General features: G+C 71.0%; 22 protein-coding genes and 1 riboswitch. Of the genes, 13 read left to right on the forward strand and 9 right to left on the reverse strand.

Annotated elements, in window-relative coordinates; translation table 11 throughout:
* Window positions 1–14: 14 nt before the first annotated feature.
* Window positions 15–97: riboswitch (ZMP/ZTP riboswitch) on the reverse strand.
* The 3 genes from ACQPYK_RS34540 to ACQPYK_RS34550 form a co-directional block, all read right to left on the reverse strand.
* Window positions 91–1,071 carry a YihY/virulence factor BrkB family protein gene (locus ACQPYK_RS34540; protein WP_433240480.1) on the reverse strand — a complete coding sequence of 327 codons (981 nt, stop codon included), beginning with the start codon at window positions 1,069–1,071 and terminating at the stop codon, window positions 91–93. Its footprint overlaps the riboswitch before it by 7 nt.
* A 79-nt stretch (window positions 1,072–1,150) precedes the next feature.
* A complete protein-coding gene (locus ACQPYK_RS34545) occupies window positions 1,151–1,549 on the reverse strand; it encodes a YccF domain-containing protein (RefSeq protein ID WP_433240483.1) in 399 nt (132 codons plus the stop codon).
* A 33-nt stretch (window positions 1,550–1,582) separates the two neighbouring features.
* Window positions 1,583–2,386, reverse strand: a complete 804-nt coding sequence (locus ACQPYK_RS34550) for a TIGR03084 family metal-binding protein (RefSeq protein ID WP_433259005.1) — start codon at window positions 2,384–2,386, stop codon at window positions 1,583–1,585.
* A 292-nt stretch (window positions 2,387–2,678) separates the two neighbouring features.
* On the opposite strand from ACQPYK_RS34550, the gene ACQPYK_RS34555 reads away from it, so the two are divergent.
* From ACQPYK_RS34555 to ACQPYK_RS34575, 5 genes are all read left to right on the forward strand, one after another.
* Entirely contained in the window at window positions 2,679–2,762 is an 84-nt protein-coding gene (locus ACQPYK_RS34555) for a putative leader peptide (protein WP_350917820.1), read from the forward strand.
* Between the two features lie 145 nt (window positions 2,763–2,907).
* Window positions 2,908–4,590 (forward strand): nitrite/sulfite reductase, encoded by a 1,683-nt coding sequence (locus ACQPYK_RS34560; RefSeq protein WP_433240486.1) that lies wholly within the window; start codon window positions 2,908–2,910, stop codon window positions 4,588–4,590.
* Between the two features lie 34 nt (window positions 4,591–4,624).
* Window positions 4,625–4,768 carry a hypothetical protein gene (locus ACQPYK_RS34565; RefSeq protein ID WP_012893136.1) on the forward strand — a complete coding sequence of 48 codons (144 nt, stop codon included), beginning with the start codon at window positions 4,625–4,627 and terminating at the stop codon, window positions 4,766–4,768.
* A 171-nt stretch (window positions 4,769–4,939) separates the two neighbouring features.
* Window positions 4,940–5,668, forward strand: coding sequence for a phosphoadenylyl-sulfate reductase (locus ACQPYK_RS34570; protein WP_433240490.1), 729 nt, complete (start codon window positions 4,940–4,942; stop codon window positions 5,666–5,668).
* A complete protein-coding gene (locus ACQPYK_RS34575; protein WP_433240493.1) occupies window positions 5,665–6,426 on the forward strand; it encodes a sirohydrochlorin chelatase in 762 nt (253 codons plus the stop codon). Before ACQPYK_RS34570 ends, ACQPYK_RS34575 begins: the two co-directional genes overlap by 4 nt.
* A 7-nt stretch (window positions 6,427–6,433) precedes the next feature.
* On the opposite strand, the gene ACQPYK_RS34580 is transcribed toward ACQPYK_RS34575, so the two are convergent.
* Window positions 6,434–6,568, reverse strand: coding sequence for a hypothetical protein (locus tag ACQPYK_RS34580; protein ID WP_433240496.1), 135 nt, complete (start codon window positions 6,566–6,568; stop codon window positions 6,434–6,436).
* Window positions 6,569–6,676: 108 nt separating this feature from the next.
* Complete coding sequence (locus tag ACQPYK_RS34585) at window positions 6,677–7,495, reverse strand: DUF1707 SHOCT-like domain-containing protein (protein WP_433240499.1); 819 nt, start codon at window positions 7,493–7,495, stop codon at window positions 6,677–6,679.
* A 275-nt stretch (window positions 7,496–7,770) separates the two neighbouring features.
* On the opposite strand from ACQPYK_RS34585, the gene ACQPYK_RS34590 reads away from it, so the two are divergent.
* Together ACQPYK_RS34590 and ACQPYK_RS34595 are read left to right on the forward strand one after the other, a co-directional pair.
* A complete protein-coding gene (locus ACQPYK_RS34590) occupies window positions 7,771–9,219 on the forward strand; it encodes an ankyrin repeat domain-containing protein (RefSeq protein ID WP_433240502.1) in 1,449 nt (482 codons plus the stop codon).
* Window positions 9,220–9,368: 149 nt separating this feature from the next.
* Window positions 9,369–10,988, forward strand: a complete 1,620-nt coding sequence (locus ACQPYK_RS34595) for an isovaleryl-CoA dehydrogenase (RefSeq protein WP_433240505.1) — start codon at window positions 9,369–9,371, stop codon at window positions 10,986–10,988.
* Here ACQPYK_RS34595 and ACQPYK_RS34600 read toward each other — a convergent pair.
* The gene (locus ACQPYK_RS34600) at window positions 10,981–11,598 is read right to left on the reverse strand and encodes a hypothetical protein (RefSeq protein WP_433240508.1); all 618 of its coding nucleotides are present in this window, start codon (window positions 11,596–11,598) and stop codon (window positions 10,981–10,983) included. The two genes, ACQPYK_RS34595 and ACQPYK_RS34600, sit on opposite strands and share 8 nt — an antisense overlap.
* A gap of 205 nt (window positions 11,599–11,803) precedes the next feature.
* Between ACQPYK_RS34600 and ACQPYK_RS34605 the strand changes: the two genes are divergently transcribed.
* The gene (locus ACQPYK_RS34605) at window positions 11,804–12,364 is read left to right on the forward strand and encodes a hypothetical protein (protein ID WP_433240511.1); all 561 of its coding nucleotides are present in this window, start codon (window positions 11,804–11,806) and stop codon (window positions 12,362–12,364) included.
* 22 nt (window positions 12,365–12,386) lie between these two features.
* On the opposite strand, the gene ACQPYK_RS34610 is transcribed toward ACQPYK_RS34605, so the two are convergent.
* Both ACQPYK_RS34610 and ACQPYK_RS34615 read right to left on the reverse strand, forming a co-directional pair.
* Entirely contained in the window at window positions 12,387–13,505 is a 1,119-nt protein-coding gene (locus tag ACQPYK_RS34610) for a hypothetical protein (protein WP_433240513.1), read from the reverse strand.
* A complete protein-coding gene (locus tag ACQPYK_RS34615; RefSeq protein ID WP_433240516.1) occupies window positions 13,502–14,035 on the reverse strand; it encodes an RNA polymerase sigma factor in 534 nt (177 codons plus the stop codon). Before ACQPYK_RS34615 ends, ACQPYK_RS34610 begins: the two co-directional genes overlap by 4 nt.
* Window positions 14,036–14,254: 219 nt before the next feature.
* Between ACQPYK_RS34615 and ACQPYK_RS34620 the strand changes: the two genes are divergently transcribed.
* Window positions 14,255–14,683: an OsmC family protein gene (locus ACQPYK_RS34620; RefSeq protein ID WP_433240519.1), complete on the forward strand. Its 429-nt coding sequence runs from the start codon at window positions 14,255–14,257 to the stop codon at window positions 14,681–14,683.
* 437 nt (window positions 14,684–15,120) lie between these two features.
* Entirely contained in the window at window positions 15,121–17,241 is a 2,121-nt protein-coding gene (gene glgX, locus ACQPYK_RS34625; protein WP_433240522.1) for a glycogen debranching protein GlgX, read from the forward strand.
* On the opposite strand, the gene ACQPYK_RS34630 is transcribed toward glgX, so the two are convergent.
* Window positions 17,238–17,642 carry a hypothetical protein gene (locus ACQPYK_RS34630; protein ID WP_433240525.1) on the reverse strand — a complete coding sequence of 135 codons (405 nt, stop codon included), beginning with the start codon at window positions 17,640–17,642 and terminating at the stop codon, window positions 17,238–17,240. The two genes, glgX and ACQPYK_RS34630, sit on opposite strands and share 4 nt — an antisense overlap.
* Before the next feature lie 124 nt (window positions 17,643–17,766).
* Here ACQPYK_RS34630 and ACQPYK_RS34635 point away from each other — a divergent pair, with 124 nt between their 5' ends.
* From ACQPYK_RS34635 to ACQPYK_RS34645, 3 genes are all read left to right on the forward strand, one after another.
* Complete coding sequence (locus ACQPYK_RS34635) at window positions 17,767–18,501, forward strand: pyrimidine reductase family protein (RefSeq protein ID WP_433240528.1); 735 nt, start codon at window positions 17,767–17,769, stop codon at window positions 18,499–18,501.
* A 140-nt stretch (window positions 18,502–18,641) separates the two neighbouring features.
* A complete protein-coding gene (locus tag ACQPYK_RS34640) occupies window positions 18,642–19,691 on the forward strand; it encodes an ATP-dependent DNA ligase (protein WP_433240531.1) in 1,050 nt (349 codons plus the stop codon).
* A 47-nt stretch (window positions 19,692–19,738) separates the two neighbouring features.
* Window positions 19,739–20,101: a hypothetical protein gene (locus tag ACQPYK_RS34645; protein WP_433240534.1), complete on the forward strand. Its 363-nt coding sequence runs from the start codon at window positions 19,739–19,741 to the stop codon at window positions 20,099–20,101.
* The last annotated feature ends 105 nt before the right edge of the window (window positions 20,102–20,206 follow it).

Consider the following 20,206-nt stretch of genomic DNA (forward strand, 5'->3'; position numbering starts at 1 on the left):
CATCGTTGACATCGCGCGAAGACCCAGGCGCACGGCCTCCGCTGTTTCCGCTCCCCGGTGGTCTCTCCCACCCAATGCGCCAGTCGCGCCTTAGACGATAGCGGACTGTCCGGCGCGACCGACGCGGCCGTAGCCGTTCACCGGCCAGAGACGGTCCACCTCGGCGTTGAGCGTGGCCCCGATGAGCACGGCGAGCGCGGTGATGTAGAGCCACAGCAGCACCGCGATCGGGGCGGCGAGCGAGCCGTAGATGGAGACCGGGGAGAACCAGGCGGCGAGCACGGCGCGCAGGACCGCCGCGCAGGCGATCCAGATGATGAGCGCGAGCACGGCCCCGGGCAGCTCGCGCCACCAGCGCGTGCGCACCGGCACGCTCACGTGGTAGAGCAGGCTGAGGAAGAACACCGAGCCGACGATCACCACCGGCCAGTAGAGGCTGTCGACCAGCACGGCGTAGTCGGGGGGCAGGGCGCCGCGCAGCGCCACGGGTCCGAGGACGAGGACCGGCATGACGAGCAGCCCGATCAGCAGGCCCGCCAGGTAGAACCCGAAGGACATCAGGCGGGTGCGGATGATGCCGCGCTCCTCGCCGAGCCCGTAGGCGACCGAGATCAGGTCCACATAGACGAACAGCGCCCGTGAGCCCGACCAGAGCGCCAGCACGAAACCCAGCGAGATCAGCGAGACCTGGTTCTCGGGTTTCAGGACGTCGTCGATGAGCGGGGTGACGACGGTGTTCACGGCGTTGTCGGTGAACAGCAGGTGGGCCTGGACGTCGATCCAGTCCCTGACGTTCTGCACCGTCTCCGGGCCGAAGACCCGGGTGAGCTGGCCGAGCACGCCGATCAGACCGAGCATGAACGGCGGCAGCGACAGCAGCGCGAAGAAGGCGGCCTCACCGGCCAGACCGGTGACGCGATAGGCGACGCCCGCGTTCGTCGTGGCGCTGGCCAGGGCCCAGGTGTCCGTCCCGCGCACCCAGGAGAGCCCTGCGCGCAGCCTGGCCCTGCGCCCGCGCGACGAGCGCCTGTCGGGCCCGGGGCGGTGCGCAGGAGCATCAGTGGACGTCATGGCACACAACGGTATTTCCTAGGGGTGCTTGATCACGAGTCCGTCCGGCAACGATCGAATCTCGTGTCCTTCGCCCGTCCTACCTGCGGTAAAACGCCATGGGATCGTCCGCGTCCACGATCCGGGCGCCGAGCGGCAGCAGCGACACCGGGATCAGCTTGATGTTGGCGATCCCCAGCGGGATGCCGATGATCGACAGGAAGAGCGGGATCGAGGTCAGCAGATGCCCGATGGCCAGCCAGATCCCGGCCACGAGGCACCAGATCACGTTTCCCACGGTGGACAGGCAGCCCGCGTCGGGATCGCGCACCACGGTCCGGCCGAAGGGCCACAGCGCGTAGGCCGCGATCCGGAACGACGCGATGCCGAACGGGATCGTGACGATCAGGATGCAGCAGACGACGCCCGCGACGACGTAGCCGATGGCCAGCCAGATCCCCGCGAACACCAGCCAGATGACATTCAACAGAGTTCGCATGATCTGAGCATGTCAGGGCGGATCTGACCGCCTCTATCGGGTGTGCCCCTGAGAAACCCCTGATCCGAGCGGGGCGCGTCCCTTGCCCGGCGGTCCGGCGAACGCCTGTGCGACCCGGACCCACGCCCGTGCGCCCTCCCCCCGCACCTCCAGGAAGGTGTCGTCGAGGTGGCGGCGCTGGACCACCAGGAGGCAGAAGTCGAGCGCCGTCCCCCTGACCGTGTCAGGGGCTCCGGCCGGCCCCGCCGTCCACGTCGTCCCGTCGGGCATCGCCAGCTCCACCCGGATCGGCTCGGCGGGCGGCGTCAGGCCGCGCATCGCGAAGCCGTACGGCATGGCCCGCACCCCGAGCGTCGCCACGTGCCTGAGCCGGGCCGTCGGGACGCGTGCCAGACCGAGCGCGTCCGCGACGTCCTGCCCGTGGGCCCAGGTCTCCATCAACCGCGCGGTGACGAAGGACGCGGCCGACATGTCGGGCCCGTACCAGGGCAGCCTGGCCCCGGGGGCGAGCCGGGCGAACGCCTCCAGGCTGCGGGACCTGGCGGCGCGGAACCAGCCGTGAAGCCGGTCGGGGGCGAGGCCGCGCGAGGCGGCCGCCAGCTCGTCCACCGCGGAGTCCCCGCGGCCCAGGAAGGCCGGCAGTGTGGCGCGGAAGCCGTCCGGGTCGGTCGCGGCGGCGGTGGCGGCGTCGTCGAACCAGGCGAGATGGCTGATCTGGTCGCGCACCGCCCAGCCTTCGGCGGGGGTGGGCAGCTCCCAGTCCGCCGGACCGAGCTCGCGGATCATGGCGTTGAGCTCGGCGGTCTCCGCGCGTAGATCGGCCAGCAACTCGTCCATCAGACCCACGGCGCCTCCTCGTCCCGGCTCAGGCAAGGGTAACCGAGCGATGTTCTAGGGGACACCCCCACAATGGAAGGGTGATCTGCCAACAGTGCAAGGACCGCCGTCACGAGGAGTGCCGGGGCGGCTCGTGGTGCGACTGCCAGCACCAGGAAGCCGAGCGGCCTCGCGAGTCTCCACTGGACTGGCCGCGCCAGGGATGAGCCCGAAGCCAAGGTTGGGCCTGGGGACAGTCCAGAGTGTGGACCGGACATTGGACATCTCGGGCGGCCAAGGTATCGTCTGAGACATGCCAGCGGACCCATTGCTCGTCGTGCGACGCCACGTCGACCTCTTGCGTGTCCGCAGTGCCATCTGTTGTGACGTCCGTTGACCGTCGCCCTCCGCTGATTTCATCCAGCTCGGGCGCGCGACAGGCGTCCTCCTTGCGAGTAAGCGACCCCCGCACTCAACGGTGAGGCGGGAGGTTCTGCCTGTGCGCGTCCGGAAATCACTCCATCGATCCAAAGGACGCGCACATGACGACCCCGGCCAAGCCGGCTAACCGCCACCACAAGCGCCCGCGCGGCGAAGGTCAGTGGGCTCTCGGTTACCGCGAACCGCTGAACAAGAACGAAGAGAACAAGAAGAACGACGACGGGCTCAACGTCCGCCAGCGGATCATCGACATCTACGCCAAGAACGGTTTCGACTCCATCGACCCGGCCGACCTGCGGGGCCGGATGCGCTGGTACGGCCTCTACACCCAGCGCAAGCCCGGGATCGACGGCGGCAAGACCGCGATCCTGGAGCCCGAGGAGCTCGACGACCGCTATTTCATGCTCCGGGTCCGCATCGACGGCGGCCGGCTCAACCTGGAGCAGCTGCGCACCATCGCCGACATCTCCAACATCTACGGCCGGGGCACCGCCGACGTCACCGACCGCCAGAACATCCAGCTGCACTGGATCGAGATCGAGGCCGTTCCCGACATCTGGAAGCGCCTCGAGGCGGTGGGCCTGTCGACCACCGAGGCCTGTGGCGACACCCCGCGCGTCATCCTGGGCTGCCCGCTGGCCGGGATCGACACCGACGAGGTCGTCGACGGCACCGCGCAGATCGACGAGATCTACGACACCTACATCGGCGACCCCGCCTACTCCAACCTGCCGCGCAAGTTCAAGACCGCCGTGAGCGGCTGCCCCTCGCACTGCACCGTGCACGAGATCAACGACATCGCCTTCGTCGGCGTGGTCAACGAGCGGGGCGAGAAGGGGTTCGACCTGTGGGTGGGCGGAGGCCTGTCGACCAACCCGATGCTGGCCAAGCGCCTGGGCGTCTTCGTCACCCCTGAGCAGGTCGGCGCGGTCTGGGCCGGCGTGATCGGCATCTTCCGCGACTACGGCTACCGCCGCCTGCGGCACCGGGCCCGGATCAAGTTCCTGGTCAACGACTGGGGAGCCGAGAAGTTCCGCGACGTCCTTGAGAAGGAATACCTCGGCCACACCCTTCCCGACGGCCCCGCACCCGAGCAGCCGCGCGGCGGGCGCCGGGACCACGTGGGCGTCTTCCCGCAGAAGGACGGCAACTTCTACGTCGGCTTCGCCCCCAGGGTCGGCCGCCTCGACGGCGACAAGCTGCACCTCATCGCCGACATCGCCGAGCGGCACGGCTCGGACCGGGTGCACACCACGGTCGAGCAGAAGATGGTCGTCCTCGACGTGGCGCCCGACCGGGTCGACAGCCTTGTCGCCGAGCTGGAGGCCAACGACCTGCGGGTCAACCCTTCCACCTTCCGCCGCCAGACCATGGCCTGCACCGGCATCGAGTTCTGCAAGCTGGCGATCGTCGAGACCAAGGCCACCGCGTCCGACCTGATCGACGAGTTGGAGCAGCGCCTGCCGGACTTCAAGGAACCGCTGACCATCAACGTCAACGGCTGCCCGAACTCCTGTGCGCGCATCCAGGTCGCCGACATCGGCCTCAAGGGCCAGCTCGTCGTCAACGACAAGGGCGAGCAGGTCGAGGGCTTCCAGATCCACCTGGGCGGCTCCCTCGGCGTCAACCCGGGCTTCGGCCGCAAGGTCCGCGGGCTGAAGGCCACCGCCGAGGAGCTTCCCGACTACGTGGAGCGCGTCGTCAGGAACTTCGAGAAGCAGAAGAACGACGGCGAGACCTTCTCCGGCTGGGTCCAGCGCGCCGACGAGGCGGACCTCAAGTGAGCCGCCCGGCGGCCCGCGAGGAAGGGAGGGGCCGATGAGCGAGCGAGCGGTCCCCTTCCACTGCCCCTACTGCGGTGAAGAGGATCTCGAACCCTACGAGGGCGACGGCGGCTGGTACTGCCGCTCGTGCGTCCGCGCCTTCAAGCTGAAGTTCCTGGGAATCGGAGTGCGGTCATGACGCGGAGCGAGCCCGACGCAGTGAGCGCAGTGGTCCGCGAGGCACGAACGGCCCGCGTAGCGAATGAGGAGGGGCGAGCGACCTTGGCAGGGAGCGAGCCCGACGCAGTGAGCGCAGTGGTCCGCGAGGCACGAACGGCCCGCGTAGCGAATGAGGAGAGGTGAGCGACCGATGACACTGGTGGATATCGAAGTCGGATTACGGGAGCAGCGCGGCGCGCTCGACCTGCAGGACATCGTGGAGTCGGCGGCGCGGTTCCTGGAGGACGCCTCCGCCCTTGAGATCATTCGCTGGGCGGCGGCCACTTTCGGCGACCGGCTGTGCCTGACCTCCTCGATGAGCGACGCCCTGTTGATCGACCTGGTCAGCAGGGTCAAGCCCGGCGTGGACGTGCTGTTCATCGACACCGGCTACCACTTCGCCGAGACGATCGGCACCCGTGACGCCGTGCGGCAGGTCTATGACGTCAACGTGATCGACGTGAAGCCGTCGCGGACGGTGGCCGAGCAGGAGCGCGACCTCGGTCCGCGCCTGTTCGGGCGCAACCCCGACCTGTGCTGCTACCTGCGCAAGGTGGAGCCGCTCAACCGGGCGCTGGAGCCGTACCTCGCCTGGGTCTCCGGCATCCGCCGTGACGAGGCCGCCACCCGCGCCGGCGTCAAGGTCGTGGAGTGGGACGCCAAGCGCCAGATGGTCAAGATCAACCCGATCGCCCGGTGGACGCAGGACGACGTCGACAACTACATGGCCGACAACGGCGTGCTCATCAACCCGTTGCACTACGACAACTACCCCTCGATCGGCTGCGCCCCCTGCACCCGTCAGGTCGCCCCGGGAGAGGACCCGCGCAGCGGTCGCTGGGCCGGAATGGCCAAGACGGAATGCGGGCTGCACCTATGACGTGGCGCGCCCGCGGCACGTCGTCCACCGTCCCGCTGGTCGCGGTGGCGCACGGGTCCCGTGACCCGCGCGCCACCGCGACGGTGGAGGATCTCCTCGATCTGGTACGGCGGGCACGCCCGGAGATTCCCGTGCGCACCGCCTACCTCGACCACGCTCCCCCGACGCTCGCCGGGGCGCTGTCCGGGCTGGCCGAGGCGGCGGTCGTGCCGCTGCTGCTCACCGAGGCCTACCACAGCCGCGTGGACATTCCCGGCGCGCTCGCCGAGGTGGCCGCCCGCAGGCCACTGCTGCGCGTGCACCGGGGCGCCACCCTGGGCCCGCATCCCCTGCTGCTCGCCGCCCTGGAACGGCGCCTGTCCGAGGCGGGGGTGGCGGCCGGGGACCCGGAGACCGCCGTGGTGCTGGTCTCGGCCGGCTCCAGCGATCACCGGGCCAACGCGACGGTCTCCGGGATCGCCGAGGACTGGGCCTCGCTTCGCGGCTGGTGGTCGGTGACCGTCGCCTACGCCTCGGCCGCTCGGCCCAGCCCCGAGGAGGAGGTCCGGCGGCTCCTTTCGGCCGGAGCCCCCCGTGTGGTGGTGGCCCCCTACCTGCTGGCCCCGGGCCACTTCGCCGACAAGATCCACCGCGACGCCCTGGCCGCGGGCGCCGAGGTCGTCGCCGGCGTGCTCGGCGCCGCCCCGGAGCTGGCGGCCGTGCTGATCGAACGCTACGAGCAGGCCGTACGGCGGGAGATGGCCCTCGCCACCGCCTGAGCGGCACTCAGCCGGTCGTTCCGCGCCCCTGTCCGTCCTTGCCGTTCTCGGCGCACCGGAGCACGACGATCCGGCCGGTGGCCGGATCGACCTGGCGGACGTTGTCCCGGCAGACCGGATAGACCAGTTCCTTCACCGTCACGGACCGCTGGAGGGGAAAGGCCTCCGCCTCGGCGATCTGCGGGTCGGGCAGGTCGACGAAATACCGCAGGAGGAACCCGCCGTCAGTGAGCCGCCGTCCGAGTCGCCGTCAGTGGCCCGGCGGCTGCGGCGGGCGAGGCGGCCGGGGAGGCTGCGGGCCGGGCCGCCGATGGAGGTCGTACTCCTGGTGGGGCGACTGCGGCGCGGACAGGCCGTACTCCTGGGGAGGGACGGGCGGCAGAGGCGCCCTCTGAGGAGAGGCGGGCGGCAGGGGTGCCCACGGCTCGTCGGCCCGCTCACCGCGCAGCTCGCGCCACTGGTCCCGCCAGGCGGCCCAGGTCTTCTTGACGGGCTCGGCCCGTGAGTCGCCGACCACCTTGACGTCGCCCATGACCGCGTAGGCCTTCACCCGGATGAGCGGCACGTTCGTGCCGGAAGGAGCCTCCAGGACCTGGACCTTCTTGTCGCCCATGATCGCGACGCCCTCGAGGTCGACGTCCACGCCGTCCGGAACGATGATCTTCACGTCGCCCATGACCGCGGTGGCCACGATGTCCACCACCCCGGTGCGGACCTCGGCCTCGCGCAGGTCGAGCACGACGTCGCCCATGACGGCGACCGCCCCGAGCCCCTGGTCGATCCGCCACTTGCCCCGGCGCTTGGAGTCGCCCATGACGGCCACGAACCAGCGCCGCGCACGACCGCCCTGCACCGCCGCAGCCGGGGCGGGTGCCGGCGCCTGCCCCGCGGACGGCAGATCCGCGGTGATGACGACCAGCTCGGCCTGGGTGACGGCGGTGTAGGCCGCCTCCGTGCGCTCGGTCAGCTCGCCGAGGGTCAGACGTCCCTCGACGGAGGCGACGCGCAGCCGCTCGACGGCGGCCTCCCGCTCGGCGTCCGAGGCCCGTATCCCGCCGGAATCGTTCATGACTCACAACATATCGCGAGTTGTCCTTCCGACGAATCCTTCGCAAGGAGGAGAGCGGGCCTACATCCGGGACGGCGCGCGTGCCGTTCCGGACCGCGTGAGCCGTTCCGGCACGTGTGGGCCGTCCCGGACCGCGTGGGCCGTCCCGGCACGGCGGGTGTCGTCCCGAACGGCGGGCGGGCGTGGGGCGGCTCAGGCCTCGCCGAACCCCGGGCCTGGGGCTCGCCCCTCCGGCGGCGGCGGGCGGCTCTCCCGGCCGCCTATGATCCGGAGGCATGTATGAAGAACTTCTGGACGCGGTGGCCGGGAAAGACGCCGAGCGGGTCGAGCGCCTGCTCCAGAGCGGTGCGGCCGCTGATCCGGACGGCGCCGGGGAGCCGACGGCCCTGTACCGGGCGTCGGCCGGCGGCCAGGCGACGATCGTGCGGACGTTGCTGGCCGCCGGAGCCGACCCCAACCGGATCAGCGGCGGCGAGGACGAGGGCCTGCCCCTGTGCGGGGCGGCGGCCTGGAACCACACGGAGGTCGTGAAGACGCTGCTCTCGGCCGGGGCCGAGCCGTCCGGGCGGGAGAGCGGCGGATGGAGCGCCCTGCTCTGGGCCGCCGCCAACGGTCACGCCGACACGCTCACGATCCTCCTTTCCGCCGGGGCCGACGCCGAGGACGCCAACGACAGCGGCGAGACCGCCCTCACCCTGGCCACCCGGCGCGGGGCGCTGGGCGCCGTGCGCGCGCTGCTGGAGGCCGGGGCCGACCCCACCCGTTCGGACGGGGAGGGCGACACCCCGCTGACCATCGCCTACGACTGGCTGGGCACGCAGCTGGAGAGCGCGCTGCTGGAGCAGCTCACCGAGAAGGCCTCCGAGGGCTCCCAGTTCGTCGTGGGCCGCAGCCGCGCCGCGGACGGCACCGACCTGGTGACCGTCACGGCCGTGGATCCGGACGGCCGGCCCTCGATCGAGTTGCGGTGCCAGCGTGGCCACGCGGCCATCGCCACCCTCCTGGAGGACGCGTCCTCGGAGCGGCTGCCCTTCGACGAGCTGGTCGAGCGGGCGCTGCCGTACCGGGACGTCGATGAGGAGGCCGAGACCTGGTGGGCGGTGGCGAGCTCGCTGGGCCGGCGCGGCGACGAGGAGACCTTCGAGGCCGCGGCGCGACTGTGCGTCAGCGACGACCCGCGCAAGCGGGAGTTCGCCGTCGACGTGCTCGCGGAGTTCGGCTTCACCGAGGACGACAAGCCCTTCCTCGACCGGACGCTGCCGATCCTGCAGCGGATGGCCGCCACCGAGGGCGACGAGCGGGTGCTGCGTTCGGTGCTGGGCGCGCTCGGCCACCACGCCGACCCGCGTTCCCTGCCCGAAGTGCTGGAGATCATCACCGCCGACGGCTGGGTCCGCACCCAGGCCGACCCGGCCGCGCTGGCCGCCGTCCTGCCGCAGGGCCACGCCGAGGGACTGGCCCTGCTCATCTCGATGACGCGGGACCCGGACGAGGAGGTGCGCGACTGGGCGACCATGGGCCTGGCGGGGCTGCGGGAGGACACCGAGCAGATCCGCGACGCGCTGGCCGCGCGGCTCGACGACGATGACCTGACCACGGTGGCCGAGGCCACACGGGGTCTGGCCGCCCGGGGTGACGAGCGCGCCCGCAAGGGCGTGGAGCGCGTGCTGGCCGAGAGCGACGAGGACGACGACTACGTCCGTGACCTGGTCGGCAACCCCTAGACGCCCGGCCCGGGGCGCGGGAGACCTCCCGCGCCCCGGCCCACCGGGGCGCGGAGGGGGCCGCCGAGGGGGTGCCCCGGTCACGGGGAGATGCTGAGATGGGGGCGACGCCCGGCGACGGGTCCAGCTGAGTTCATCGGAGGCCGAACGTGACCCATGACGTCTTCAACCAGGCTCCCCCGCTCACCGGTCACGACGTGTCGGCCGACGCCGCGCTCCTGGCCGGGACGGTCCGAGAGAACGCCGGATGGGCCACCGAGGAACTGCGCCGGCTCGGCGCGCTCGCCGGTTCCGAGCAGGCGGCGGAGTGGGGACGGCTGGCCAACGAGCATCCACCGGTCCTGCGCACCCATGACCGCTACGGCCACCGCGTCGACGAGGTCGAGTTCCACCCCGCCTGGCACGAGCTGATGACCGTGGCGGTCGAGAACGGTCTGCACGCCGCCCCGTGGGCCGACGCCCGGCCGGGCGCGCACGTGGCCCGGGCGGCCAAGTTCTACCTCTGGAGCCAGGTCGAGGCGGGACACGGATGCCCGATCTCCATGACCTACGCCGCGGTCGCCGCGCTGCGCCACGATCCGGCGCTGGCCGCCCGGTGGGAGCCCCTGCTGGCCTCCCGCGACTACGACTTCGGGCTGCGCCCGCCGCTCGGCAAGCGCGGGGTGCTCGCCGGGATGGCGATGACCGAGAAGCAGGGCGGCTCCGACGTCCGCGCCGGCACCACCCGCGCCGAGCCCCTGGACGACGGAAGTTACGCCCTGACCGGGCACAAGTGGTTCAACTCCGCCCCGATGTGCGATGTGTTCCTGGTTCTCGCCCACGCCCCCGGCGGCCTGTCGTGTTTCCTGCTGCCCCGGGTGCTGCCCGACGGGACCCGCAACGCCATGCACCTGATGCGGCTGAAGGACAAGCTGGGCAACAGGTCCAACGCCAGCGCCGAGGTGGAGTATCACGGCGCGCTGGCCTGGCCGGTGGGCGAGGAGGGCCGGGGGGTGCGGACCATTCTGGAGATGGTCAACATGACCCGGCTGGACTGCGTGATCGGCTCGGCGGCCGGCATGCGGTACGGCGTGACGCGGGCCGTCCACCACGCCACGCACCGCGGCGCGTTCGGCAGGAAGCTGATCGACCAGCCGCTGATGCGCAACGTCCTGGCCGACCTGGCTCTGGAGTCGGAGGCCGCGACCACCCTGATGACACGGCTCGCCGGCGCCACCGACCGGGCCGTCGCCGGGGACCGGGCCGAGAGCGCGCTGCGCCGTACGGCCCTGGCCGTGGGCAAATACTGGGTGTGCAAGCGCGGCCCCGTCCACGCGGCCGAGGCGCTGGAGTGCCTGGGCGGCAACGGCTACGTCGAGGAGTCGCAGATGCCCCGGCTGTTTCGCGAGTCGCCGCTCAACGGCATCTGGGAGGGCTCGGGAAACGTGGCCGCGCTGGACGTGCTGCGCGCCCTGGGGCGCGAGCCGGAGGCACTGGAGGCCTTCTTCGCCGAGGTCTCGCTCGCCGCCGGAGCCGACCGGCGTCTGGACGACGCCGTCGACCGCCTGCGCAAGTCTCTCGGCGACCTGACCGACATCGAGGCCCGTGCCCGCCGCGTCGCCGAGGACATGGCCCTGGTGCTGCAGGCCTCCCTGCTCGTACGGCTGGCGCCCGCGGCCGTCGCCGACGCCTTCTGCGTCTCCCGCCTGGCCGGTGAGGCGGGGCGCGGCTTCGGCACCCTGCCTCCGCGCCTGGACCTGGACGCCCTCATCGAGCGGGCCGTCATCTGACCCATCCCTGACGCCTCTGGTGGTAGGCCGCCACGACCGCGGCGGCCTGGCCGTCGTCGGCCAGCAACCGGGTGAGGCGGTCGAGCCTGCGGCTCGCGCAGAGCGCGTAGGTCTCGGCCCACCACTCGGACGGACCGTCCCGGTAGCGGTCCAGGGCCAGCAGCGGACGGCAGAAGCTCATGATCCACCGCCACTCCGGGGTCTCGTCCATCTCGTCCAGGTCGCACAGCGCGTGCCCGATCATGTGGTGCACCAGCGCTCCGGACGAGTGCGGGCCGCCCGCGATGACGACCGTGCGTCCCGTGTAGACCCCGCCGGAGTCCGCCGCCACCCGGGCGTCGCAGGAGTCGTCCGGCTTCGGCGGCTCGGGGAGCATGTCGACGCCGAGCCAGATCCCGTCGAGCTCCTCAGCCAGCCGGGTCGCCAGGTGGACCGGGAGTCCGGCCAGCTCGTCCACCGCGACCACCAGCTCCCGCCGGGGCGTCCCCGACCAGTGCCGGCGGATCACCCGCTCCAGCACCCCGCAGTCACGGCTGCCGTCCCGCGGCAGCGGCTCACGGTGACCCGCGGGGATCGTGGGACCGCTCTGGCCAGAAGGGGTGATCCTCATCCGGGCGCTCCATTCCGCCGGGGAAACGTTCCGGTGGTAAACGTCCGCCGGGGAGCCGTTCATTACCGGCAGATGCGCGGATGTTCGTTGCGGAAAGAGCGCGATCCTTTACCGGCGCGCGTCCCGTTCACCGGTCTATCCTCGGCCCTCGAAAGCCGATCGGATATCGCAGCCATGACCGGTTCCCCTCGAAAAAGGATTAATCATGAGAATCGACATCAAGGGTTCGGGCGCTGCGTGCGCCGTCCTTCTCTCGGGTTTCCTCACCGCGACTCCCGGCCCGGCCACGGCCCGTGCCGCCGAGGGGAGGCCGCCGTCCCACTGTGAGATCGACACCGCCCGAGCGGTCGCGGCCCAGCTGGAGAGGGCTCCGAACGGCCGGTTCGTCCCACCGAACGCACTCTCCTACGACGACGGCGCGGAAGTGATCACATTCCGGCCCTCCTCATGCGGCGCCGCCCGCCGGAACATGGAACGCGACTGCGACGAGGACGGAATCCTCGACAACGCGGTGTGTCTTTATGATCGCCGGGCGTTCGAGGGATCGCGCCAGGCCATCAAGGCGACGGGAACGAGAAAGCTGAACGGGACGGGCATTATCATGTCCATAAAGAACGATCGGTCTTTCGTTTTCTTCGTGAAGAGAGACCCCGGCGAACGCGGGACCTGTTTCGCCCCGGGTGAGGGATACGGCGACGCGAGCCACGTCGGCGAGCAGCGCTGGGTGAACGCCCACCCCACCCAGCGCGAATGTCACGCCCTCTGAACAGCCGCGCCCGCCACGCCGGTCACGACGTCTTCCCTTCGCCGTCGACCCAGGTGCTGACGGCATACGTCCGGTATTCCTCGACGGCGGGACGCCGGCTCCCGGGGTCGTTTCCGCCCGGGAGCCGGATGAGCTCGGTCGCGAGCAGGCCTCCGGTCGCCGCGCTGACCACGAACACCCCCAGCAACGGCCCGTCCTCGAACCCGAACGCCTGTCCCGGCCTTCCCGCCCGGTCCCTGAGCCGCCCGAGCGACCTCAGGTCGTCCTGAGCCGCGAAGACCCGCCACAGCTCCGCCGCCAGCGCCGGCTCGACGACGTCGTAGGAGTACAGGTTCTCCATCGCCCGAACGAGGCGGCGCGTCCGCGTCATCGTGGTCTGCGGCTCGGCGTCGAGGAGCTGCGCCCGAAGCCGTGGTCCGGATCGGGACAGCTCGGCCGCCCGCGGTCGCAGATCCGCCGTCCGACCCGTGTCCTGGGCCGGTCCGGGCGCCGAGTGCCGGGCCTCGGGCGTGATCCCGGCCCAGCCGCCGTCTCCGAAGGGCCTGCCCGCCGTTCTCGTCGTGTGGTAGGTCCCCCGCCCGCGCACCGGCGTCCACCGCCGGACCACCCACGGCGTGATCTGCGAGGTCGTGCTGTCCGGCCCCACGGTGGTGGCCAGCAGCCATTCCTCGGTCCTGACATAGCTCCACGGGCCCGCCTCGGGGCGCGACCGGCCTTCGGCGAGGGCGGCCAGTTCCAACAGCCTTGTGGAGGCCTGCGGAAAGGACGCCATCGGGCGCGGCGACGGTTCGCGCAGGGGTTCGGCGGCCGAGATGTGCGTGATCCTCGCCAGGTCCTGCGTGACCTCCGGACCGACGCGACCGGCGAGGCCGGGCGCCGGCGCGTCGCCGGCGGGCAGGGGTGCACGCCGGGGCTCGGCCGGGATCCGGAAGGGGATCGCCATCGCCACGACGATCCCGAGGGCCGTGACGGCGAGGGCCGGCCCCCTGCCCCGCAGCCGCCGGTGGGCGCGCTCGCGCAGGATCCGCCGGATGATCTCCTCCTCCTCGTCGGCGCCGAATCTGCCGGCCGCCTTGTGCGGCGGGACCGGGTTGTGCCGGATCATCAGCTCGCGGATCTCGTCGTGGTCCTCCTTCTTCATCGCTCTCCCTTCCCGGGCTGCGGGCGCGGCGCGCGCAGGAGCTCGCCCAGCCTCAGCCGGGCCCGGCACAGTCGCACCCGGACCGCGTTGGGGGTCAGGCCGAGAATCCCGCCGATCTCGTCGATCGCGAGGTCCTCCCAGTAGTGCAGGCGGAGGATCTCGCCGTCCTTGGGACGCAGCCGCGCCATGGCCGTCTCCATCGCGGTCCGGATCTCCACCCCGCCACCGCTACCGCCCTCGGGCGAGCCTGGCGGCAGCTGCCTCATCAGTGCCGCCAGGCGCTGTCTGCGGCGCTCGCCGCGGGTGGCGTTTCTCACGTGTCCCCACGCCACGCGGTACAGCCAGGCGATGACGGCCCGGTCGTCGTCCCTGGGGACGCCTTCCCTCTTGCGCCAGGCGGTGTGGAAGGTGCAGGAGGCGATGTCGTCGGCAGCCACGAGGCCGACACGACGTGCCGCGTACGCCCACACGGGTTCATAGAAGGTGCGGAACATCCAATCGAACCATTTCTCCTCGTCGTCCTCCGACACGGCCGCCCCTTCCCCACATGCCGTCACCGTTCTTACGTCCGACACCAAGGGTTCGATTACAGATTCCACACGAACGGCAACGGAAAGTCACGGCCGGCCGCGCGGGCCGGGCGGCGGACGGGGGCCGGCCGGGGCAACGAGCGCTCCGGGGACGATCACCATGATCCCGGCGAGTAGGGTCGTTGATGGCTAACGCTTCGTGATCGAAAGGACATCGCCATGGCGACGACACGTACCGCGACGACTCAGTGGAAGGGTGCGCTGCTCGACGGTTCGGGCACCGTTTCGCTCGACTCCTCCGGGGTGGGCACGTTCGACGTGTCCTGGCCCTCGCGCGCCGAGCAGGCCAACGGCAAGACCTCGCCGGAGGAGCTCATCGCGGCCGCCCACTCCTCCTGCTTCTCAATGGCCCTGTCGCACGGGCTGGCGCAGGCCGGCACCCCTCCGCAGACGGTGGAGACCAAGGCGGATGTGACCTTCCAGCCGGGCGAGGGCATCACCGGGATCGTCATCTCGGTTCGCGCCCAGGTTCCCGGCCTGTCCGCCGAGGAGTTCCAGCAGGCGGCCGAGACCGCCAAGGCCAACTGCCCGGTGAGCAAGGCCCTCGCCGGCACGACGATCAGCCTCAACGCCGAGCTGCTGAGCTGATCGCCCCACCCGATGGCCGCTCCCGCCCCGGCGGGCGGGCGTGGCCACCGGGCGGCCCCGCCCGTCACCTTCCGGGCCGAACGCGGTGAACGCGGTGAACGCGCAGGTCCCGGCCTTGCCGGGTGTCCCGCACACTGCCCGGGGGCACATACACTCAGGCATCCCCGCCCTGCCGGGCACCCCATGGGGAATCCGGGGCACCCGATGGCGTCGTGCCCCGGTCGCGGTCACCTGGCTGAGGACCGCCAGGTTCGATCCGACCCCGATCTGACCGGAGGGCAGGCAGCCGAAGAAGACCTGAGCACCTCGTGAGCTCCCCCGATGCTCCGAAAGGCGGGCCGGGCCGGTCCGGCCACTCGCATTCCCCCGGCGCATCAGGGTGACAAGAACGACAACACCCTGCGCACGAGGGCCTAACTGGAGGAGAATAGGGCCGCATGCGCGAAGTCTGGCCTGGAGAGCCGTATCCACTCGGCGGCACCTGGGATGGCGTGGGCACCAACTTTTCGGTGTTCTCCGAGGTGGCCGAGCGAGTCGAGCTGTGCCTTTTCGGAGACGACGGCCGTGAGGAACGCGTCGACCTGCCCGAGGTCGACGGGTTCGTCTGGCACGGCTACTTCCCGGGAGTCACGCCCGGGCAGCGGTACGGCTACCGCGTCCACGGCGCCCACGAGCCTTCCAGCGGTCACCGGTGCAACCCCGCCAAACTGCTCCTGGATCCCTACGCCAAGGCCGTCGAGGGTGACCTGGCGTGGAACGAGGCGCTGTTCTCCTATCCGTTCACCGACCCGACCCTGCGCAACGACGCCGACAGCGCCCCCTTCATGCCGAAGAACGTGGTGGTCAACCCGTTCTTCGAGTGGGGAGACGACCGGCTGCCCCGCACGCCGTACCACCAGACCGTCATCTACGAGGCGCACGTGCGCGGGCTCACCATGCGCCATCCGGCGGTTCCCGAGGAGCAGCGCGGCACCTACGCGGCCCTGGGGCATCCGGCGGTCATCGAGCACCTGCTGAGCCTGGGCGTCACCGCGGTCGAGCTGATGCCGGTGCACCAGTTCGTGCCCGAGCACGCCATGGTCGCCCGGGGGCTGACCAACTACTGGGGCTACAACACGATCGCCTATCTGGCGCCGCACAACGCCTACTCCAGCTCGGGGCAGCGTGGCGAGCAGGTGCTGGAGTTCAAGGCGATGGTGCGGGCCCTGCACGAGGCCGGCATCGAGGTCATTCTCGACGTGGTCTACAACCACACGGCCGAGGGCGACCACATGGGGCCCACGCTCGGTTTCCGGGGCATCGACAACACGGCCTACTACCGGCTGCACGACGGCGACCGGCGCTACTACCTCGACTACACCGGCTGCGGCAACTCCCTCAACGTCCGCTCCCCGCACGCCCTGCAGCTCATCATGGACTCGCTGCGCTACTGGGTCATGGAGATGCACGTGGACGGGTTCCGCTTCGACCTGGCCGCCGCGCTCGCCCGCGAGCTGCACGACGTGGACCGGCTGAGCGCCTTCTTCGACCTGATCCAGCAGGACCCGGTGATCTCCCAGGTGAAGCTGATCGCCGAGCCGTGGGACGTCGGCCCCGGCGGCTACCAGGTCGGCAACTTCCCGCCCCTGTGGACGGAGTGGAACGGCAAATACCGCGACAGCGTGCGCGACTTCTGGCGCGGGAGCGGCTCCGCCCTGCCCGAGTTCGCCTCCCGGCTGACCGGCTCCGCCGACCTCTACGCCACCTCGGGCCGCCGCCCGGTGGCCTCCATCAACTTCGTCACCTGCCACGACGGGTTCACCCTGACCGATCTGGTCTCCTACGACCGCAAGCACAACGAGGCCAACGAGGAGAACAACCGCGACGGCACCGACGACAACCGGTCGTGGAACTGCGGGGCCGAGGGGCCGGTGGACGATCCGGAGATCATGCGGCTGCGCCGTCGTCAGCGCCGTAACTACCTGGCCACCCTGTTCATCTCCCAGGGCGTGCCGATGCTCCTGGCGGGCGACGAGTTCGGGCGGACCCAGGGCGGCAACAACAACGCCTACTGCCAGGACAACGAGATCTCCTGGGTCGACTGGTCCCTGGTCGGGGACGAGAAGGAGCTGCTGTCCTTCGTCAGGGCGCTGTCCGGGCTGCGGCGCGAGCACCCCGTCTTCCAGCGGCGCAGGTTCTTCCACGGCCGAAAGGCCGAGGACGGCACCCGCGACATCGTCTGGCTCACTCCGTCCGGGGAGGAGATGTCGGCCTCCGACTGGCACACCGGATACGCCAAGTCGCTGGCCGTCTTCCTGAACGGCGACGCCATCACCGAGCCGGGCCCGCGCGGTGAGCCGATCCTGGACGACTCGTTCCTGCTGCTGATCAACGGCCATCACGAGGACATGGACTTCGCCGTGCCCGACGCCAAGTACGGAACGGGATGGCAGACCGTTCTGGACACCGCCGACGACGGGCCCGGGGCCGGGCACTCCGCCGGGAGGTTCTGGCCGCCGGAGGCCGCGGTCCCGGTGACCTCGCGCTCCATGCAGATCCTGCGCTGCCCCCGAACCTAGAGACCGGTCGCGATCGCGGCGGTGAGCAGCACCAGGACGAACGTGGTGACCCCGGCCACGCCGTGCAGCAGGACGGCGAGGACGGGGAAGCGCTGCTCGGCGCCGCGCGCGTGACGGCCACCGCCCAGCCAGCGGGTGAACATGGTGAAGCCCAGCAGCGCGGAGGCCGCGAGCACCCCGAACGACAGCCACGCCAGGGCCGGTTCCGAGGTGAGCACGTAGAGGGTCCAGCAGGCCAAGGCGGAGATCGCCAGGCTCGGATGGGCGAAGACCAGCACGGCGGGGAAACGGGTGACCTTCGTCCGTTGCTGGCGCAGTCCTCCGCCCGACAGCCACAGATACAGCAGGTATATCCCGACCATCGCGGTGATCAGCCATGTCACGATCGCGATCAGCCCCACGAACCCTCCCGGATCTCCCTGAACGAATCATGTAACGACGGTCAACCGAAGTCACGCGGTGCGTCGAATCCGTTATCGAGAGTGCCGGGAACCTCCGGGGCGGCCACTGTGCCAGGGTAGGAGGATGCGCCTCATCCATCCCACGGCCTCCGGCGACGTCGATCTCGCGCGGGCCTACGCCTACCCGGACGGCCGGTGCGTCCGGGTCAACATGGTGGCCAGCGCCGACGGCGGAACCTGGCTGGAGGGGTTGTCCGGCGGGCTGTCCGGCAAGGGCGACCGGCGGGTCTTCGGGGTGTTGCGCGGGCTGGCCGACGTGGTCATGGCGGGAGCGGCGACCGTGCGGGCCGAGGGGTACGGCCCGGCCCGGCCGAGGGAGTCGTGGCGCCCGCTGCGCGAGGGCCGCTCGGCCGCCCCGCCGGTGGCCGTGGTGACCCGGCGCCTCGACCTGGATCTGGCGGCCCCGCTGTTCACCGAGGCCGAGCCGGACGCGCGGACGATCGTCGTCACCTGCGAGGCCGCGCCCCGGGAGCGGCGGGCGGAGGCGGCCAGGCACGCCGAGGTGATCGTGGCCGGGCACGAGCGGGTGGACCTGGCGGCGGCGGTCGAGGAGCTCGGCCGGCGCGGCCTGGAGCGGGTGCTGTGCGAGGGCGGACCGAAGATCAACGCTCAGCTCGCCGCGGCCGGCCTGGTGGACGAGCTCTGCCTCACGCTCAGTCCGATGCTGGTCGGCGGGGACGCCGCGCGGGTCCTCGACGGCCCGGCCTCGCTCACCCGCCTTCGCCTGGTGCACATTTTGGAAGAGGAGGGTTTCCTGTTCACCCGATATATTCGGAGCCCTGGTGAACCGGCGAGGTGAGTTCACCGTCGAGCACGACGACACATGTTCGGAGCCGTAGTGGACGAGCAAGGTGAGTTCGCCGTCGGACGTCGCGACCGGGGTTCGGCCGGGTACCGCGATCGGGTTCGCGTCGCCGGACGGCCGGACGGGACGATCGCATGAACCTGCCGATAGCACCGCCGCTCGCGCCGATGCTGGCCAAGCCCGTCAAGAGCCTGCCGCCGCAGGACGGCACCCTGTTCTACGAGCCCAAGTGGGACGGTTTCCGCTGCATCGTCTTCCGTGACGGGGACGAGGTCTACCTCGGCAGCCGCAACGAGCGTCCGTTCACCCGTTACTTCCCCGAGCTGGTCGAGGCGGTGCGGGCGGAGCTGCCCGACCGGGTGGTGGTGGACGGGGAGATCGTCGTCCGCGGCGGCCAGATCCTCGACTTCGAGGCCCTGCAGCAGCGCATCCACCCGGCCGCCTCCCGGGTGAAGCTGCTGGCCGAGGAGACCCCGGCGTCGTTCGTCGCCTTCGACCTGCTCGCCCTGGGTGAGGAGTCCCTGATGGAGGCCCCGTTCGCCACCCGCCGCGCGAGGCTGGAGGAGATCTTCGGCAGTGCGGGACACGCCGCGGGGCATGCCGTGCGGCTGACGCCGGTCACCACGTCCGAGGAGCGGGCGGCCGAGTGGTTCGACACGTTCGAGGGCGCCGGGCTGGACGGCATCGTGGTCAAGCCGGGCGGCCTGCCGTACCAGCCGGACAAGAGGGTGATGACGAAGGTCAAGCACGAGCGGACGGCCGACGCGGTGGTGGCCGGATATCGGTGGCACAAGTCGGGCCCGGTGGTCGGCTCCCTGCTTCTGGGGCTCTACGACTCCGAGGGCGCGCTCCACCACGTCGGTGTCGCGGCGTCCTTCCCGATGAAGCGCCGGGCCGAGCTGGTCGAGGAGCTCGCCCCCTACGTGAGCCAGGACGGCCATCCCTGGAGCGCCGAATCGCTGCCCGGCGCGATCTCCAAGTGGAGCGCCACCAAGGACCTGTCCTTCGTGCCCCTGCGGTCGGAGTTGGTGGTGGAGGTCGCCTACGACCACATGGAGGGTCGCCGTTTCCGGCACACCGCCCAGTTCCGCCGCTGGCGCCCGGACCGCACCCCCCGGTCGTGCACCTACGAGCAGCTCGAGCGGCCGCTCTCCTATGATCTGGACGACATCCTGGCCGGGTAAGCGGCATTCGCGTAGACACGGGCGTCGAGAAACGATATATCTCGACCATGGCGAGATCATCCTCCTCTGACGACGAGCTGCGAGCCGCCGTCGCGGCCCGCCGCGACCTCGGCCCCGACTACGAAGACTCCCTGGTCGAGGGCTTCCTGGACAAGATGGACCAGGAGATCGACCGGCGGGTCGAAGACCGGATCACCGCCCGCTCCCGCAAGGAGGCCCCGGCGGTCCGCCCGTCCGTGGACGCCGGCCAGCGGCTGGCGCTGTCCATCGTCTCCCTGGTGTTCGGCGTGTCGGCGACGGCCGGCATCGCCGTCACCAGCGGCGAAAACATCCCCGTGGTGGTGATACTGATCCTGTGGCTCGGCATCGTGGGGGTGAACGCCGCCTTCGCCCTCGGTCGGCGGCGCTAGGTTCCGTTTCGTGGGTCATCGACCGCTGAGCGCGGTTCGCGCCCTGCGGGCCTCGCGTTCTCCGCACTCGCGCGGTTCGACTTCCCCTGAAACGGAGGCAAATGC

This window comes from Streptosporangium sp. CA-135522, from assembly GCF_050949235.1.
Taxonomy (GTDB): Bacteria; Actinomycetota; Actinomycetes; order Streptosporangiales; family Streptosporangiaceae; genus Streptosporangium.

Coding starts and splice junctions, on each gene's coding strand:
- ACQPYK_RS34540 (WP_433240480.1), bottom strand. CDS start 1,071: ATGACGTCCACTGATGCTCCTGCGCACCGCCCCGGGCCCGACAGGCGC.
- ACQPYK_RS34545 (WP_433240483.1), bottom strand. CDS start 1,549: ATGCGAACTCTGTTGAATGTCATCTGGCTGGTGTTCGCGGGGATCTGG.
- ACQPYK_RS34550 (WP_433259005.1), bottom strand. CDS start 2,386: ATGGACGAGTTGCTGGCCGATCTACGCGCGGAGACCGCCGAGCTCAAC.
- ACQPYK_RS34555 (WP_350917820.1), top strand. CDS start 2,679: ATGCCAGCGGACCCATTGCTCGTCGTGCGACGCCACGTCGACCTCTTG.
- ACQPYK_RS34560 (WP_433240486.1), top strand. CDS start 2,908: ATGACGACCCCGGCCAAGCCGGCTAACCGCCACCACAAGCGCCCGCGC.
- ACQPYK_RS34565 (WP_012893136.1), top strand. CDS start 4,625: ATGAGCGAGCGAGCGGTCCCCTTCCACTGCCCCTACTGCGGTGAAGAG.
- ACQPYK_RS34570 (WP_433240490.1), top strand. CDS start 4,940: ATGACACTGGTGGATATCGAAGTCGGATTACGGGAGCAGCGCGGCGCG.
- ACQPYK_RS34575 (WP_433240493.1), top strand. CDS start 5,665: ATGACGTGGCGCGCCCGCGGCACGTCGTCCACCGTCCCGCTGGTCGCG.
- ACQPYK_RS34585 (WP_433240499.1), bottom strand. CDS start 7,495: ATGAACGATTCCGGCGGGATACGGGCCTCGGACGCCGAGCGGGAGGCC.
- ACQPYK_RS34590 (WP_433240502.1), top strand. CDS start 7,771: ATGTATGAAGAACTTCTGGACGCGGTGGCCGGGAAAGACGCCGAGCGG.
- ACQPYK_RS34600 (WP_433240508.1), bottom strand. CDS start 11,598: ATGAGGATCACCCCTTCTGGCCAGAGCGGTCCCACGATCCCCGCGGGT.
- ACQPYK_RS34605 (WP_433240511.1), top strand. CDS start 11,804: ATGAGAATCGACATCAAGGGTTCGGGCGCTGCGTGCGCCGTCCTTCTC.
- ACQPYK_RS34610 (WP_433240513.1), bottom strand. CDS start 13,505: ATGAAGAAGGAGGACCACGACGAGATCCGCGAGCTGATGATCCGGCAC.
- ACQPYK_RS34620 (WP_433240519.1), top strand. CDS start 14,255: ATGGCGACGACACGTACCGCGACGACTCAGTGGAAGGGTGCGCTGCTC.
- glgX (WP_433240522.1), top strand. CDS start 15,121: ATGCGCGAAGTCTGGCCTGGAGAGCCGTATCCACTCGGCGGCACCTGG.
- ACQPYK_RS34635 (WP_433240528.1), top strand. CDS start 17,767: ATGCGCCTCATCCATCCCACGGCCTCCGGCGACGTCGATCTCGCGCGG.
- ACQPYK_RS34640 (WP_433240531.1), top strand. CDS start 18,642: ATGAACCTGCCGATAGCACCGCCGCTCGCGCCGATGCTGGCCAAGCCC.
- ACQPYK_RS34645 (WP_433240534.1), top strand. CDS start 19,739: ATGGCGAGATCATCCTCCTCTGACGACGAGCTGCGAGCCGCCGTCGCG.